The sequence below is a fragment of the Stenotrophomonas sp. DDT-1 genome (assembly GCF_001580555.1).
Taxonomy (GTDB): Bacteria; Pseudomonadota; Gammaproteobacteria; order Xanthomonadales; family Xanthomonadaceae; genus Stenotrophomonas; species Stenotrophomonas sepilia.
Window position 1 is genome coordinate 16,363 of sequence record NZ_LEKR01000051.1, and the last position, 15,574, is coordinate 31,936.

Sequence of the window (15,574 nt, forward strand, 5' to 3'; positions counted from 1 at the left end):
TCACCTTGAATGTGGACGCGACGCGCGCGAACGCCAACATTCCCTTAACCATGCTCCGCTACATTCGAGGCATGGACCTGCAGACTTCTCCGTTTCCGCCATTCCGCGGCCGCGACCGGTTGATCGCCGCAGTCGACGCGGCGATGAGCTCCGGTGATCCCGAGCGCATCACGACCGACCTGCAGCTGGCGCTGCAGGAAGCCATAACCGACAGCCGCATCGAGTTGCCCGAATGCGTGCATCGGCCGGTCAGCGATCATTACGCGCGACGTCCGCTGTACCACAGCCGCGAACACGGCTACAGCGTGATTGCCATGAGCTGGGGCCCAGGGCAGGGCACGCCGCTGCACGACCACGATGCCATGTGGTGTGTGGAGGGCGTGTGGTTGGGCGAGCTGGAGATCACCCGCTACGAGCTGCTGGAGTGCGCCGGCGAGCGCTGGCGCTTCCGCCGCCACGCCGCGCTGCGCGGGGGCTGCGGCAGTGCAGGCAGCCTGATCCCCCCGCATGAGTACCACACCCTGCGCAATGCCAGCGATGAGGCACTGGCGATCTCGGTACACGTGTACGAGGCGCAGATGGAGCGCTCGGCGGTGTTCGATCCGCTCGGTGGCGACTGGTACCAGCGCCGCATCCAGGCGCTGCAGGCCGACCCGGCCTGAATCCGGCGCGGTGCGGAGCAGGGCACCGTCGCGGTCCGCATGGCATCATGCGCCGCTGCGCTGCCGGCACCGGCAGCATCCGCGATGCCCTGGCGGGCAAGGAGCAAGACGATGTCCAGCGCTGATCCGCGCCTGCGCGCGCTGTTGAAGCTGGCACCGGTGATCCCGGTGTACACCCCCGAAGATGTGAATGAAGCGGTCGAAGTGGCCCAGGCGCTGTTCCGTGGCGGGCTGCCGGTGATCGAGGTGACCCTGCGCACGCCGCAGGCGCTGGATGCGATCAAGGCCATGGTCGAGGCCGTGCCGGACGCGGTGATCGGTGCCGGCACCGTACTCAACGCCGCGCAGATGCAGGCGGCGAAGCAGGCCGGTGCGCGTTTTGCCGTTTCCCCCGGTGCCACGCCGGCACTGTATGCGGCCGCGCGTGATGCCGACCTGCCGTACCTGCCCGGTGCTGCCACCGCTTCGGACCTGATCCAGGGCCTGGAGCACGGCGCGGACACCTTCAAGTTCTTCCCGGCCGTGCAGGCCGGCGGCGCCGCGCTGCTGGCCGCCTGGCACGGCCCGTTCGCCGATGTGCGCTTCTGCCCGACCGGCGGCATCAGCGCGCAGACCGCGCCGCAGTTCCTGCACCTGCCCAACGTGCTGTGCGTGGGCGGTTCGTGGCTGACCACCCCGGCGCTGCTGCAGACCCGCGACTGGGACGCCATCGAGCGCCTGGCCCGCGAGGCCTCGATGCTGGCCAGCTGAACCTGCTTCGCGGATCTTCAAAGGTTTGATCGTGATCAAAGCGCCGGTCTCGCGCCGGCGTCATTCTGTGGGCAAGCGCACTACGGAGATCCGAACATGAATTCCACCATGAAGGCCGCTGTCGTGCGTGAGTTCGGCAAGCCACTGGTGATCGAGGAAGTCTCGGTACCGCGCCCGGGGGCGGGCGAGGTACTGGTCAAGATCGAGGCTTGTGGCGTCTGCCACACCGACCTGCACGCCGCCGAGGGCGACTGGCCGGTGAAACCGAACCCGCCGTTCATCCCCGGCCACGAGGGCGTGGGGCACGTCGTGGCCGTGGGAGGCGGGGTAGGGCACGTCAAGGAAGGCGACAGGGTCGGCATCCCCTGGTTGTACTCGGCGTGTGGTCATTGCGAACACTGCCTGGGTGGCTGGGAAACGCTGTGTGAGACGCAGCGCAACACCGGCTACTCGGTCAACGGCGGCTTCGCCGAGTACGCACTGGCCGATGCCAACTATGTCGGCCTGCTTCCGAAGGACGTGGGCTTCGTCGAGATCGCGCCGGTGCTGTGCGCCGGCGTGACCGTCTACAAGGGCCTGAAGGTCACCGACACCAAGCCCGGTGACTGGGTGGCGATTTCCGGCATCGGTGGCCTGGGCCACATGGCCGTGCAGTACGCCCGCGCGATGGGCCTGAACGTGGCCGCGGTGGACGTGGACGACACCAAGCTGGCACTGGCCCGCCAGCTGGGCGCGCAGGTCACCGTCAACGCGCGCACCACCGACCCGGCCGCGTTCCTCAGGAAGGAAATCGGCGGCGCCCACGGTGCGCTGGTCACCGCGGTGTCGCCGAAGGCGTTCGAGCAGGCACTGGGCATGGTGCGCCGCGGCGGCACTGTCTCGCTCAATGGCCTGCCGCCCGGCAACTTCCCGCTGGACATCTTCGGCATGGTGCTCAACGGCATCACCGTGCGCGGCTCGATCGTCGGTACCCGCCTGGACCTGCAGGAATCTCTGCAGTTCGCCGCCGAGGGCAAGGTCGCGGCCACGGTCAGCACCGACCGCCTGGAAAACATCAACGACGTGTTTGCGCGCATGCATGCGGGCACCATCGAAGGCCGCGTGGTGCTCGACTTCGCCGCCTGACCGCCTGTGCATGGCCGCCGTCGCTCCGTCCCCCTCTCCCACAGACGCGGCGGCCATGCCGATTCATCGGTAGTGCCGGCCGCTGGCCGGCAACGCGGGCACTCTGTGGCCGCCGTACAATGCGCGCATGCCCGGCCTGCTCAAGACCCTGTTCCTGTCCCTCGTTGCCCTGATCGGCGGCGTGCTGTCGCTTGCGCTGGTCAGCAGCGTCGCCAGCTGGCTGCCACCGTTGCTGGGCCTGTCGCCGGACAACAACAGCGTGCAACTGGGCTGGGATCTCACCTTCAGCGTGCTCGGTGGCATCGCCGGGGTTTCCTTTGCCACCTATTACGCGCCCTGCTGGCCGCGATCGCACGGCTTCTCGATCTGGTCGCTGGTCGCACTGGGCTGTGGCTACGCCATGTGGACGGCGGGTGCGGATTTCCCGTTCTGGTTCGTCATTTCACTGCTGGCGTCACTGCCGTTGCAACTGCTGGCCGGCTGGTGGTTCGGCCGCCGCGCATCGCGCGACGCAAGGTAACGCCGCCCCTGTAGAGCCGAGCCCGTGCTCGGCTTTCATGCACATCGACACAGGCAGCCGAGCATAGGCTCGGCTCTACAGGTCCATGCGCGGCAACGTCTGCTTCAGCCGCGCGATACCGTGCCAAGGGTCCGCCTTCAGCCGCTTCGCGCGCGCCAGTGCCTTGGCCATCGGAAAAGCGTCGGCCGCACTGACGCGTGCAAGCTCTTCCCAGCGCAGCGGCACTGCCACGCCAGCGCTGTCGCGTGCACGCAGCGACCACGAGCACACGCTGGTAGCGCCCCGTGTGTTGCGCAGCCAGTCGATGAAGATCACCCCGCCGCGCTTGGCCTTGCTCATCGTCGCCACATAGCGATCAGGCTGCTCCAGCGCCATTGCCTGCGCGAATGCCTCGCAGAACGCCTTCGCCTCGTCCCAGCCTGCCTTGGGCTGCAGCGGCACCACCACGTGCACGCCCTTGCCACCGGACAGGCGTACGAAGCTCTTCAGGCCCACCTGCTGCAGGCGGTCACGGACATCACGCGCAGCGGCTTTCACCTCCGTCCAGCCGACCCCTTCACCGGGATCGAGATCGAACACCAAGCGATCCGGGTGCTCGGGATCGGCCACGGTCGCGCCCCACGGATGCAGCTCCAGAGTGTTCATCTGCACCAGTTGCAGCAGGCCCCGCACATCGTCGATGTAGACGTAGTCCTCGCGGCCGCTCTTCTGCTGCAGGGGCACCGCGTGCACGGCATCCCCCAGGCCGGGGCCATGGTGCTTCTGGAAGAAGCAGTCCTTGCCCACGCCATCCGGGCAGCGCAGCAGTGACAAGGGCCGCCCGGCAATTTCGGGCAGGATCCAGCGCGCCATGCGCTGGTAGTAGTCCGCCACGTCGCCCTTGCTGAGCTTCTGCCTTGGGAACACCACCCGCTCCGGATGGGTGATCTGGACCTCGCCCCCGGCTTCAGCACTCGATATGGCCACTCCCAGGTCCTCCTTCTGCTTGTCGATGCGCAGCCGCTTGAAACTGGCCTGGCGCAGCAGGCCTTCCTTGCCCCAGCCACGGAATGCTACCTCCGCCACCGTCGCCGGCTTCACCCAGCGAACGCTGGCGGCGCGGAACGGCACATGCGCCGGCAGCTGCAGCACAGGCGTCTTCACCGCCAACGGCTGCAGCGCCTTGTGCAGCGCGCGCAGGCTCTCGTCGTCGAAGCCGGTGCCGACCCGCCCCACATAGCGCAATCCGCCGTTGTCCGGCGTGGCGAGAAGCAGCGAGCCGAACCCTACCCGGGAGCCCTTCGGTGCCGTGTAGCCGACAATCGCGAACTCGTCGGTGTCTTCATGCTTCACCTTCACCCAGCTGCGTGCACGGGTGTTCATGTAGGGCGCATCCACCTGCTTGCTGACGATGCCTTCGAATCCCGCCTTGCTGCTGGCATCGAATACCTGCGGGCCATGGTCGATCACGTGCTCGCTGAAGGCCAGGGTTCCGGGCGTGGGTCCGATGAGATCCTTCAGCAGCGCCTTGCGCTCCAGCAGCGGTGAACGACTGATGTCCACGCCGGCCACACCCGGCAGATCGAACACGATGTAGCGCAACGGTTGCTTCGAACTCCCGTCGATCACGCGCTGCAGCGCGGCGAAGTCGCTGCGCCCCTGCTTGTCCAGCACCACCAGCTCGCCGTCCAGGCGCGCATCCCGCACCGGCAGTGCCTGCACGGCCTGTACCACCTCGGGGAAATCACCGGTCCAATCCAGGCCGTTGCGGGAGCGCAGCGTCACCTTGCCTTCGTGCAGATCGGCCAGCAGGCGATAGCCATCCCACTTGATCTCATGCAACCAGCGCTCGCCGTCCGGTGCACTGTCGCGATGATCGGTCAGCTGTGGCTTGAAGGCACGCGGGTAGGGCGTGTCACGCGCGCCGTCCAGGTTCAGTGCTCGCGCATGCCAACGCGCATCGGCCTTGCGGGTCGCCGATCGTGCAGCCGGTGCGGCGCGCGTTGACTTGCCCATCGTGCGCTTGCTCACTGCGGATGAGCGTTTCGGCATGGGGGATTGGAGCAGATCATCTGCTTCGGCATCGCGCGCTTCCTCGTCGTCGCGTTTGATCAACAGCCACTGCACCTGGCGTCCCTTCATCGCTGTGCGCACCAGCTTCCAGCCGCCAGCCAGGCGTTGCCCATGCAGCACGAAGTCGATCTTTCCCGCTGCCAGTGCCTGCAGTGGATCGCCTTCGCAGGCCCATGTGCCGTGATCGAAGACCTCCACGTGGCCAGCGCCGTAGTGCCCTTCGGGAATATCGCCTTCGAAACCGGCGTAGGACAGCGGATGGTCTTCCACTTCCACGGCCAGCCGCTTGTCACCAACGCGAAGCGAAGGACCCTTCGGCACCGCCCAGCTTTTCAGCACACCGTCCATCTCAAGGCGGAAGTCATAGTGCCGCGAAGTGGCATGGTGCAGCTGTATGACAAAGATCGGCCGCCGCTTCGGGTTGCCGTGTGCGGGCGTGTCGTCAGGTTCCGGTGTCTGCCCGAAGCCACCGCCAAGTCGGCGCTTTCGCCGGTACTGGTGCAACGACATGGCTCAACCTGCCTTGCGCCGTGCAGCGGTTTTCTTCGCGGCCTTCTTCGTTGCCTTCTTTGCGGCCTTCTTTACCGTCGGCTTGGTGGCTGCTTTCCGCGTTGCCATCTTCTTCGCCGGCGTACGCTTGTTCGCGTCCAGGCTCTTCTGCAGCAGCGCCATGAAATCGACCACGTTGGTGGTGGCATCCTCGCGCGGTACAGGCTCATCCTCCACCCGGGTGGTACCGCCCTTGGACTTGATGCGCTTGTTCAACACCTGCTGCAGGCGCTCGCGGAATTCGTCGTGATACTGCGACGGATCCCAATCACCGGACATCGACTCGATCAACTGCTCGGCCATCGCCGTTTCCTTGCTGCTGATGCGGTAATCGGCGAGCTTTCCGGTGGGCAGCTTGTAATCGCCGGGATCCACCAGTTCCTGCGGATAGCGCAGGATCATCAGCACCAGCGCGTCCGCATGCGGCATCACCGCGCACAGGTATTCGCGGGTACGCACCACCACCCGGGCGATGCCCACCTTGCCGGTACTGCGCAATGTCTCGCGCAGCAGCACGTAGCCCTTTTCGGCCTTCTTGCCGGGCACCAGCAGGTAGGGTTTCTCGTAGTAGCGCGGGTCGATCTGCGCGGCATCCACGAACGATTCCACCTCCACCGCTTCGTGGCTTTCCGGTGCCGCAGACCGGATATCGCCTTCCTCCAGCACGACGTAGCTGCCCTTGTCGTACTCGTAGGCTTTGACAATGTCCTTCCATGGCACTTCCTCGCCGGTATCGGCGTTGACCCGCTCGAAGCGGATCGGCTTGCGGTCGCGGGAGTCGAGCATGCGGAACTGCAGATCGACCTTGCGTTCGCCTGACATCAGCGACACCGGCACGTTGAGCAGGCCAAACGACAGCGTGCCGGTCCAGATCGGGCGGGCCATGGGCGTACCTTTGGCGGGGCAGGGCATCCAGCTTCGGATGGGCGGTGTAAACCACCCGTGTCGATACCGTGCACGTGGGTTCTACGGAGAACGGTAGTGCCGGCCGCTGGCCGGCAGAGCTCGCGGCCTGAAGTTTCCTGAGGTTGCCGGCCAGCGGCCGGCACTACTGCAGCAACGGCCTCACCGCCACCGCAGGAATATGATCCAGCGCGCGCCAGGCGTCTTCCACCACCGGCCGTGCCTGCGACCAGCTCAACCGCGACTGCCCGCGCATCTGTTCCCAGTGTTCGGCCAGTTCCTCGCACGTATCCGCGGCGTCACCGCGCGGCCAGTCGGCAGCGTGGGTGGTCAATGCGAAGGCGTAGACCGGGCATAGATCGCGCCAGTTGCGGTGGTTCTGCCCGCGACGCTCTTCGTAGTCGCTGAGCATGTACTGCAGGTAGTCCTGCGCCACCGCCTGCGGATCTTCATGGCGGCGCGTGCGGCGTTGTGCGGTGCGCTGGCCGAGCGGATCGAGCAGGGCGTTGAACACGGACGGTGCGGGTCGTTCAAGACGGGGCATGGCCGGCTCCTGCAGCGGGGGCGGGTGGGCAGGAATACGCGCGGTGCTGTTACCGGGGGGTGAGCAAGATGTTCATGACGCCGGGTTCGCGGCGGCTTTACCTGTGGCGCGGTGTAGTGGGAGCCCCGAGCGCAGGTAGCCAGACCATGAGCCGAGAGAATTCCCGAGACCCGTTGCGGGAAAACCACCCGCCCATTCCCGGTGAACAGCGCGGCAAGCGCGATGCCGACAATGCCGACTACCGCGGCACCGGTGCACCTTTCTACGACGCCGAGCACGGTGGCGACCATCTGCCGGTGAAGCACGAGGCTGAACAGGCCGCCCAGGACCGCAAGGATGGCGGCGACCGGCATCGCGGCGGCCAGGAAAGCCCGCTCAAGCGTCGCGAACGCAAGCAGCGCGCCAGCGACAACCAGGACGAGGCGCTGGAGGAGACCTTCCCGGCCAGCGACCCGACCTCGCCGTTCGTACCGGCCAAGGCCCCCGACTGACGGGTAGTGCCGGCCGCTGGCCGGCAACGTCTGGGCTGCCCTTCACAGAGCGATGCCGGCCAGCGGCCGGCACTACCCACTCAACGCCATGACCATTGCAGGCCCACGCTGGCCCGGCGGCTGGGCCCCGGTTCGTAGAAGCGCCCGTTGCCGTCATTGACGATCACCGAGCCGATGTAGGCCTGGTCCAGCACGTTCTCCAGCCGGGCGAAGGCGCGCAGCTCGCCACCTGGCAGTGTCCAGCGACGGCCACCTTCCAGGTTCAGCAACGCGTAGCCCGGCGCCCGCTCGGTGGCCATGTCGTTGACCACGGTGTCGCTGCTGGCGGCGGCCTCCAGCGCCCACTGCCAGTCGGCCGGCGTCCACTGCAGCCGGGCAAACGCCTGCTGGCGCGGTACCCCGGGCAGGCGGCTGCCGGCGGAGACCCAGGTGTTCGAGGTCTGGTACGGCGCACGCACCTGCGCCTGCAGCCAGGTCCAGGCCACCTGCAGTTCCAACTGTTCTGCCAACGGCTGCCGGTAGCGCAGTTCCACGCCCTGGCGGCGGGTGCGGCCGATGTTGCGATAGGTGCTACGTCCGCCGATGTTGCTGGCAACTGCCAACTCATCGTCGGTATCTGCGCGGAACAGGCTGATATCGAGCTGGGTTCCGTCCTGTGCATGCCATTTGCTGCCCACCTCCAGGCTGCGGCTGCGCGCCGCCGCCAGATCCAGCGCCAGTCCCGCCTGCCCGTCGGCGCGATACCCCAGCTCGTTGAAGGTGGGCGTCTCGAAGCCACGGCCCACCGCCGCGTGCAGCCGCCACTGCGGGCTGGCCGCGAAGCTGATCCCGGCCACCGGCGTGGTGGCCCGGTAGCGGCGGTGGCCGCTGTCGTCCGGGTTGCGGGCGGTGATGTAGCGATCGTCGGATTCGAAGCGCACGGCGCTGTGACGCACGCCAGCCAGCAATGACCAGCGTGGACTCCACTGCCACCACGCCTGGGCGAACTGATCGACGTTCTGCACGGTGTCGATCTGGTCTCTGCGCAGCCGCCCACGCACGCCGAGAGCGCTGCCGATGAAGTTCTCGTAGCCGGTGCGATGCTGGCGCTGGCGGTCGGCGCTGAGCCCGGCCACCAGATCCAGCGGCCGGTCGGCGAGGTCGCCGTGCCAGCCCCAGCGCGCGTCCAGCCCGCCATAGCCGCCCTCCAGGTCGATCACCCCGCCGGCATGCAACGGGCTGTTGGTCTGAGCTGCCGGCGGGATCGGCAGGTACTGGCGTACCGCGCGCTGGCCCGCATAGCCCATCAGCTGCCAACGCTGCGCCCCGGTTTTACGGGTCCAGCGCAGGCCGGCCTGCTGCTGGCGCACCGATTTGCGGGTGTTGTACTGGTGCGCCACGGCGGTGGCCTGGCGCGGATCGGCCGTCACCTGGGCACGGCTCAGGCCCAGCGGGTCCTGCGCATCGGGGGCATCGAAGGCATTGAGCAGCAGCTCTAGCCGCCCCCCGCCGAGATCGCCACCGATACGCGCAGTGAGCGATTCGCGGCGGGCACGGCTGTGGTCGCGCCAGCCATCGGTGCGGAAGTGATTGGCGGCGATGTTGTAATCCAGAACACGGCCGGCACCCTTCAGTTGCGCGCCGACGCTGAGCGTGCTGTCGGCACCCGAGTTGACGCGCAGCCGCCACGGGTCGCCGGCCTGGCCCTGTGCGCTCCAGACCTGCAGCACGCCGCCGGAGGAATTGCCGTACAGCGCCGAGAACGGCCCGCGCAGCACCTCGACGCGTTCGGCGCCCAACAGGCTGGCGTGTGACAGCTGGCCCTGGCCATCGGGCATGGTGGCCGGCACCCCGTCGATCAACACCCGCACCCCACGCACACCGAAGGTCGAGCGCGCACCAAAGCCACGGATCGACAGCTGGGTGTCCTGCGCGAAGTTCTGGCGGTCACGGGCGACCAGGCCCGGGACCCCGGCCAGCGCCTCGGACAGCTGTGCGCCGGCGCCGGGACGCGCGGCGTCGATCCAGACCGTGTCCTGGCTGGCCGGCAGCGCGAACGGGTCGATGCCGGGCACGCGTGCGGCCTGCACCTGCACGCTGGGCAGGGCGGTCGGCGCGGACTCGGCCAGCGCCGCCCAAGGCGACAACAGCAGGGCAGCGAGCGGCAGGCAAGGGCGGCGTGCGGCGGGATTCATGATTCAGGTTGATGGATCAGGCGGCAACGCACGCCATGGTACGGGGCTACGGATGACGATGGCGGCGGCCAGCCCCGGCAGGCTTTGTTACGATGGGCTGTTTCCGGCTGCAAGGCCGCAGACCGCGTAGCGCACTTCCTCCCCCTTTCCGTCTACCGAACGAGTACCGCCGTGTCCTTCTTTGCAAACGTGGAACTGGTCCCAGGCGACCCGATCCTGGGCCTGACCGAGGCGTACAACGCCGACAGCCGCCCGACCAAGGTCAACCTGGGTGTGGGCATCTACTACGACGAGAGCGGCCGCATCCCGCTGCTGCGCGCCGTCAAGCAGATCGAGCAGCAGCTTGCCGCTGACGCCAAACCGCGCGGCTACCTGCCGATCGATGGCCTGCCGGCATACACGCAGGCCACGCGAGAGCTGGTGTTCGGCAAGGACTCGCCGCTGCTGGCCGCCGGCCGCGTCACCACCGCACAGACCGTCGGTGGCAGCGGTGCGCTGCGCGTCGGCGCCGACGTGCTGAAGAAGCTGCTGCCGCACGCTACCGTGGCGCTGAGCAACCCGAGCTGGGAGAACCACCGTGCGGTATTCAGCGCGGCCGGTTTCGAGGTGCTGGATTACACCTATTTCGACCCGGCCAGCCATGGCGTCGACTTCAACGGCATGCTGGCCGACCTCGGCAAGCTGGAGGCCGGCACTGTAGTGCTGCTGCACGCCTGCTGCCACAACCCCACCGGTGCCGACCTCACGGTCACCCAGTGGAAGCAGGTCGCGCAGCTGCTGAAGGACAAGCAGCTGTTCCCCTTCATCGACATGGCCTACCAGGGCTTCGACAAGGGCATCGAGCAGGATGGCGCCGCCGTGCGCATCATCGCCGAAGCCGGCATCGACAGCTTCATCGTCGCCAACTCGTACTCCAAGTCGTTCTCGCTGTATGGCGAGCGCGTGGGTGCGTTGTCGATGGTGGCGCCGACCGCTGCTGACGCCAAGGCCGTGCAGTCGCAGGTCAAGCGCGTGATCCGCACCATCTACTCCAGCCCGTCCACCCACGGTGCTGCGCTGGTGGCCGGCGTGCTGACCAATCCGGAACTGCGCGCGATGTGGGAGCAGGAGCTGACCGAGATGCGCGAGCGCATCCACGCCCTGCGCCAGGGCCTGGTCGAGAAGCTGGCCGCTGCCGGTGCGCCGCAGTTCGGCTTCATCAACGAACAGGCCGGCATGTTCTCCTACTCGGGCCTGAGCCGTGAGCAGGTCGAACGTCTGCGCGACGAGTTCGGCATCTACGCCGTCGGCACCGGCCGCATCTGCGTGGCCGCGCTGAACCAGAACAACCTGGAATACGTCGCCAAGGCCGTGGCCACCGTCGCCAAGGGCTGAAACAACGCTCCAGTGGTTTGAAGACAAAGGCGCCGAAAGGCGCCTTTGTTTTTGCTCCTGCTTTGCCTTTGCCACACTCTCCGCGCTCGCGGCGAACCCTGAAGCGCAGGGCGAGGCACACCGTGGCCAGGACCGTGAGGCGCATGGATGCGCCGATCGAGCCCCCATGGATGGGTTTACGGCGTGTCCTGGTCACGGTGTGCCTCGCCCTGCGCCTCCATGAAGGAGTGCGCCGACAGCGCAACGCATCTGGAAACGATTACGCCTTCCCGCGCTCACGCACGCCCCCGCCAGACGGGCGACAATAGGCGTTTTCCCGCTGCCGAGACCTGCCCGCCCATGTCCCGTACTTCGTTGACCCGCTTCCTGATCCAGGAACAGCACGCCGGCCGCATCAATGCCGACCTGCGCCAGCTGATCGCGGTCGTCGCCCGCGCCTGCACCAGCATCTCCATCGCCGTCAGCAAGGGCGCCCTCGGTGGCGTGCTCGGCGACGCCGGTACCGGCAACGTGCAGGGCGAAGCGCAGAAGAAGCTGGACGTCATCAGCAACGAGATCCTGCTCGAAGCCAATGCCTGGGGCGGCCACCTTGCCGCCTGCGCCTCGGAGGAAATGGACCACAGCCAGCCGGTGCCGGACATCTATCCGCGCGGTGATTTCCTGCTGCTGTTCGATCCCCTCGATGGCAGCTCCAACATCGACGTCAACGTCTCCGTCGGCACCATCTTCTCGGTGCTGCGCTGCCCGACCAACGTCGAGCTGCCGGGCGATGACGCCTTCCTGCAGCCGGGCAGCAAGCAGATCGCCGCTGGCTACTGCATCTACGGGCCCAGCACCCAGCTGGTGCTGACCGTCGGCCACGGCACGCACGCCTTCACTCTGGACCGCGAGAAGGGCGAGTTCGTGCTGACCACCGAGAACATGCAGATTCCGGCGGCCACCCAGGAATTCGCCATCAACATGTCCAACCAGCGTCACTGGGAGGCGCCGATGCAGGCCTACGTCAGTGATCTGCTGGCCGGCAAGGAAGGCGCGCGCGGCAAGAACTTCAACATGCGCTGGATCGCCAGCATGGTGGCCGACGTGCATCGCATCCTGACCCGCGGCGGCATCTTCATCTACCCGTGGGACAAGAAGGATCCGTCCAAGGCCGGCAAGCTGCGCCTGATGTACGAAGCCAACCCGATGGGCCTGCTGGTCGAACAGGCCGGCGGCGCCGCCTGGACCGGCCGCGAGCGCATCCTCGACATCCAGCCCGACCAGCTGCACCAGCGCGTGCCGGTGTTCCTGGGTTCGCGCGAGGAAGTGGCCGAAGCGGTGCGTTACCACCACGCGCACGACGAAGCGAAGGGCTGACGGCTCAACGCCTGACGGCGGTCATGGCAGTTCGATGACATGACCGCAGGGTGACACCGCGGGCGGCAAACGGCACCATCAAGCCGTTGCCGCCGAAGGAATGCACGCATGCACGAGCAGGGCCCGGTCGATTTCATCGAGGTCATCCACAACGCCGTCCCCAGTGAGGTCTGCGCGGCCATCGTCGAGCGCATGCGTGCCACGCGTGGCCTGCTGCCCGGTGCGGTGGGCAGTGGCGTGTTCCCGGAACTCAAGCACAGCAAGGATCTGCGCATCAGTGGCCTGGACGGCTGGCAGGATGTTGATCAGCAGCTGCAGATTGCGGTGTTCAACGGCCTGCTGACTTATCTACGCCGTTATCCACAGGCGTTGATTGCCCCGCTGATGTTGCAGATCCAGGACAGCAATGGCCAACCGCGACGCCTGTCTGCCGAGGACTTCCCCGACATGCCGCAACAGCAGCTGGCCGACCTGGCCCGCACCTGCCTGCGTCCGGGCGCGATCAACCTGCAGTGGTATGCCGCGGGCGAGGGTGGCTACCCGTACTGGCACTGCGAGCTGTACCCGAAGGATGCGCAGGCCGAGACCCTGCACCGGCACGTGCTGTGGACGCTGTACCTCAATGACGACTTCGACGAAGGCGAAACCGAGTTCCTGTTCCAGGGGCGGAAGATCGCGCCGCGCACCGGTAGCCTGCTGATTGCGCCGACGGCGTTCACCCACACCCATCGCGGCAATCGGCCACAGGGTGGCGACAAGTTCATCGCCACCAGCTGGATCCTGTTCCAGAGTGCGCAGAAGTTGTTTGGCGGGTGATCCCGAGCTGCTCGTCGGCCTTGATGTAGAGCCGAGCCATGCTCGACTGATGGCCTCAGAACAACGACCCCTGCGGCGAATCCTTCTTCGGCGGCAGCGGCTTCTGGAACCGGCTGCAATCCAGCTTCGGCCAATGGCTGTTCTGCGCATTGAATCCCAACCGCTTGCGCGCCAGCTTGAAGCGGTTGTTCAACAGATCGGCATACACGCCCTGGCCGCGCATGCGGGTGCCGAACTGGCTGTCGTAGTCCTTGCCACCACGCAGCTGCTGGATGGTACTCATCACGTGCGCGGCGCGATCGGGATGATGGGTATCGAGCCAGTCGCGGAACAGTGGTGCCACTTCCAGCGGCAGGCGCAGCAGCACGTAGCCTGCGGTACTGGCGCCGGCATCGTGCGCAGCCTCCAGCACCGCTTCAAGTTCGCTGTCGTTGATCCACGGAATCACCGGCGCCACCATCACGCCCACCGGGATACCCGCGTCATGCAGACGCTTCATCGCGCGCAACCGTGCATGAGGTGCTGATGCGCGCGGTTCCAGCTTCGCGGAAAGATGCGGGTCCAGCGAGGTCACCGAGAAATGCACACTGACCAGGTTCTCCGCCGCCAGCGGCGCGAGCAGATCAATGTCGCGCTCGACCAGTGCGTTCTTGGTGATCAGCGAGAACGGATGCCTGGTTTCCAGCATCACTTCGATCAGCTGGCGGGTCAGTTTGAACTTGCGCTCGATCGGCTGGTACGCATCGGTGTTGATGCCCAGCGCGATCGGCTGCGGCACGTAACCGGGTTTCGACAGTTCCTTGCGCAGCAGCTGAGGCGCATTGGTCTTGGCGAACAGCTTGGTCTCGAAGTCCAGGCCAGGCGACAGGTTCAGATAGGCATGCGAAGGGCGCGCGAAGCAGTAGGAACACCAGCACTATATGTGTTCGAGGAAAAGTGTTCAGCACTGCGTCCCCTACGGCGGCTTCCCTACAGACTACCTGCGGAGTTCCGTCCTCTTGTATTCCAGCCCAAGGCGGTAAAGGGTAGGTTAGCCGGGCATTGCGACTACCCCCAGACTTGAGGCTCTGCGAGCAGGCCAATTCAGGATGAATTCTTCCTGCTCCGCAGTCTCCACTGCACCAGGGCGCACCGAGCGCACCTTAGCGATCGCATCGATGCCGTCTGGAGCGCAGCCCGTGTCAATGAGAAGCATCGACGCCACGGTCCCCGCTCGCCCTAGGCCTCCTTTGCAGTGCACCACGATCCTGCTTCCGGACAAGAGCTCGGCTGCGAACTGGGGTCCTGTGGATTGCCATGGCAGAAGCAGCCGTGCATCAGGAGCCGCACCATCCTTAATCGGTAGGCCGTGCCACATCAAGCCATGCGCTTTGGCACGCTCTGCCAAGGAGGTAATTCGTAGCTCTTCGAACTCCCACGGCTCAATCAACGTGATCAGATGCTGTGCTCCCCACGCGACTATCGACGCCAGATCGATATCCAAGTCTCGGGCCCAAGACCCCGTCATTGCGACGTCCTGATATTTTCCCGGTGCAAAGGTAACGCCGATCGCACCGCCATTCACGCCGATAGGCAGCGTCGCAATCTGCAGTGGATGAGAATTACTTGTTCTGCTCACCTGCGCTCTCCGAAATCAATGGCCCTGTTGGGCGAGAAGCGAACGCTGCGCCCTTTTAACCTGAAAGTCCAACGGTGAGCCTAGTGGTACGGATATGGTCTTACTGAATCCCATAAGCAGCGCAGAATCGCCCAACGCCTGAGAGAGGGGCCAGGCCCCATTCGACGTTGGAACGAGCCTGGAGGACGCGGTTCCAGAGAGCAGTGAGGCCCAGTTCCAGCCTCTGGCCGGCACCATCCTTACTGGGCGGCCGCTATCGGCCAGAAGCGGCAGCAGGCGCGGCGATACCTGAGGCAATGCGATCTGATCGGAGTGGGCTTAAGCGACGCCCTCCCTCGAGCGCCAAGCCATAACTGGATCAGGGGGGGCTCCAACTCAGGGCTCTCGACAACTCAGCTTGACTGCCTCTATTCTTCCTTTCATGTCCGCCTTCTCGGCCCGCCACCGTCGACTCATCCGGTTCAGCCTTTTCGTGCTGATGCTGTTGAGCGTCGTTGTTCGGCCGATCGTGATCCAACAGGGCGAGCTCCATACTGCCGAGCACGACATCGCTGCAACGGCAGAGCACGGGCACTCACACGGTCCTGGAACTGGCGACAACGTAGATCCGAAGCATGCATCGGGCGTGCACAGCGTCCTT

Annotated in this window: 13 protein-coding genes and 2 pseudogenes; 9 read left to right on the plus strand and 6 right to left on the minus strand. The window is 66.2% G+C overall.

The genetic code is table 11. The features are described from left to right. Positions 1-71 precede the first annotated feature (71 nt). The 4 genes from AB839_RS18380 (at position 72) to AB839_RS18395 (ending at position 3,057) form a co-directional block, all read left to right on the plus strand. Entirely contained in the window at positions 72-662 is a 591-nt protein-coding gene (locus tag AB839_RS18380) for a cysteine dioxygenase family protein (protein WP_061480460.1), read from the plus strand. A gap of 111 nt (positions 663-773) precedes the next feature. After that, positions 774-1,412 (plus strand): bifunctional 4-hydroxy-2-oxoglutarate aldolase/2-dehydro-3-deoxy-phosphogluconate aldolase, encoded by a 639-nt coding sequence (gene eda, locus AB839_RS18385; RefSeq protein ID WP_061480461.1) that lies wholly within the window; start codon positions 774-776, stop codon positions 1,410-1,412. Positions 1,413-1,508: 96 nt separating this feature from the next. After that, positions 1,509-2,537 (plus strand): alcohol dehydrogenase AdhP, encoded by a 1,029-nt coding sequence (adhP, locus tag AB839_RS18390; protein WP_061480462.1) that lies wholly within the window; start codon positions 1,509-1,511, stop codon positions 2,535-2,537. A 127-nt stretch (positions 2,538-2,664) separates the two neighbouring features. Continuing rightward, entirely contained in the window at positions 2,665-3,057 is a 393-nt protein-coding gene (locus AB839_RS18395) for a hypothetical protein (protein WP_061480463.1), read from the plus strand. A 75-nt stretch (positions 3,058-3,132) separates the two neighbouring features. Here the strand turns inward: AB839_RS18395 and ligD are convergent, their stop codons facing one another. From ligD to AB839_RS18410, 3 genes are all read right to left on the minus strand, one after another. Continuing rightward, positions 3,133-5,619 carry a DNA ligase D gene (ligD, locus tag AB839_RS18400; protein ID WP_061480464.1) on the minus strand — a complete coding sequence of 829 codons (2,487 nt, stop codon included), beginning with the start codon at positions 5,617-5,619 and terminating at the stop codon, positions 3,133-3,135. 3 nt (positions 5,620-5,622) lie between these two features. Next, a complete protein-coding gene (locus AB839_RS18405) occupies positions 5,623-6,543 on the minus strand; it encodes a Ku protein (protein ID WP_061480465.1) in 921 nt (306 codons plus the stop codon). Between the two features lie 163 nt (positions 6,544-6,706). Continuing rightward, entirely contained in the window at positions 6,707-7,105 is a 399-nt protein-coding gene (locus AB839_RS18410) for a hypothetical protein (protein WP_049413394.1), read from the minus strand. A 146-nt stretch (positions 7,106-7,251) separates the two neighbouring features. On the opposite strand from AB839_RS18410, the gene AB839_RS18415 reads away from it, so the two are divergent. Continuing rightward, the gene (locus AB839_RS18415) at positions 7,252-7,596 is read left to right on the plus strand and encodes a hypothetical protein (RefSeq protein ID WP_053496719.1); all 345 of its coding nucleotides are present in this window, start codon (positions 7,252-7,254) and stop codon (positions 7,594-7,596) included. 80 nt (positions 7,597-7,676) lie between these two features. Here the strand turns inward: AB839_RS18415 and AB839_RS18420 are convergent, their stop codons facing one another. Next, complete coding sequence (locus tag AB839_RS18420; RefSeq protein ID WP_061480466.1) at positions 7,677-9,770, minus strand: TonB-dependent receptor; 2,094 nt, start codon at positions 9,768-9,770, stop codon at positions 7,677-7,679. Between the two features lie 171 nt (positions 9,771-9,941). On the opposite strand from AB839_RS18420, the gene AB839_RS18425 reads away from it, so the two are divergent. From AB839_RS18425 to AB839_RS18435, 3 genes are all read left to right on the plus strand, one after another. Continuing rightward, on the plus strand, positions 9,942-11,144 hold the full coding sequence (locus AB839_RS18425) for an amino acid aminotransferase (protein WP_061480467.1): 1,203 nt from the start codon (positions 9,942-9,944) through the stop codon (positions 11,142-11,144). 339 nt (positions 11,145-11,483) lie between these two features. Continuing rightward, entirely contained in the window at positions 11,484-12,500 is a 1,017-nt protein-coding gene (locus tag AB839_RS18430) for a class 1 fructose-bisphosphatase (RefSeq protein ID WP_061480468.1), read from the plus strand. A 108-nt stretch (positions 12,501-12,608) separates the two neighbouring features. After that, positions 12,609-13,316, plus strand: a complete 708-nt coding sequence (locus AB839_RS18435; protein WP_032957940.1) for a 2OG-Fe(II) oxygenase — start codon at positions 12,609-12,611, stop codon at positions 13,314-13,316. A 55-nt stretch (positions 13,317-13,371) separates the two neighbouring features. Here AB839_RS18435 and AB839_RS18440 read toward each other — a convergent pair. Beyond that, positions 13,372-14,226, minus strand: a pseudogene (locus AB839_RS18440) (PA0069 family radical SAM protein); the annotation flags it as partial. Between the two features lie 120 nt (positions 14,227-14,346). Next, positions 14,347-14,934, minus strand: coding sequence for a cyclin-dependent kinase inhibitor 3 family protein (locus AB839_RS18445; RefSeq protein ID WP_012478648.1), 588 nt, complete (start codon positions 14,932-14,934; stop codon positions 14,347-14,349). Positions 14,935-15,355: 421 nt separating this feature from the next. Here AB839_RS18445 and AB839_RS21780 point away from each other — a divergent pair. Continuing rightward, positions 15,356-15,574 (plus strand): annotated as a pseudogene (locus AB839_RS21780) (hypothetical protein); the annotation flags it as partial.

Coding starts and splice junctions, on each gene's coding strand:
- AB839_RS18380 (WP_061480460.1), top strand. CDS start 72: ATGGACCTGCAGACTTCTCCGTTTCCGCCATTCCGCGGCCGCGACCGG.
- eda (WP_061480461.1), top strand. CDS start 774: ATGTCCAGCGCTGATCCGCGCCTGCGCGCGCTGTTGAAGCTGGCACCG.
- adhP (WP_061480462.1), top strand. CDS start 1,509: ATGAATTCCACCATGAAGGCCGCTGTCGTGCGTGAGTTCGGCAAGCCA.
- AB839_RS18395 (WP_061480463.1), top strand. CDS start 2,665: ATGCCCGGCCTGCTCAAGACCCTGTTCCTGTCCCTCGTTGCCCTGATC.
- ligD (WP_061480464.1), bottom strand. CDS start 5,619: ATGTCGTTGCACCAGTACCGGCGAAAGCGCCGACTTGGCGGTGGCTTC.
- AB839_RS18405 (WP_061480465.1), bottom strand. CDS start 6,543: ATGGCCCGCCCGATCTGGACCGGCACGCTGTCGTTTGGCCTGCTCAAC.
- AB839_RS18410 (WP_049413394.1), bottom strand. CDS start 7,105: ATGCCCCGTCTTGAACGACCCGCACCGTCCGTGTTCAACGCCCTGCTC.
- AB839_RS18415 (WP_053496719.1), top strand. CDS start 7,252: ATGAGCCGAGAGAATTCCCGAGACCCGTTGCGGGAAAACCACCCGCCC.
- AB839_RS18420 (WP_061480466.1), bottom strand. CDS start 9,770: ATGAATCCCGCCGCACGCCGCCCTTGCCTGCCGCTCGCTGCCCTGCTG.
- AB839_RS18430 (WP_061480468.1), top strand. CDS start 11,484: ATGTCCCGTACTTCGTTGACCCGCTTCCTGATCCAGGAACAGCACGCC.
- AB839_RS18435 (WP_032957940.1), top strand. CDS start 12,609: ATGCACGAGCAGGGCCCGGTCGATTTCATCGAGGTCATCCACAACGCC.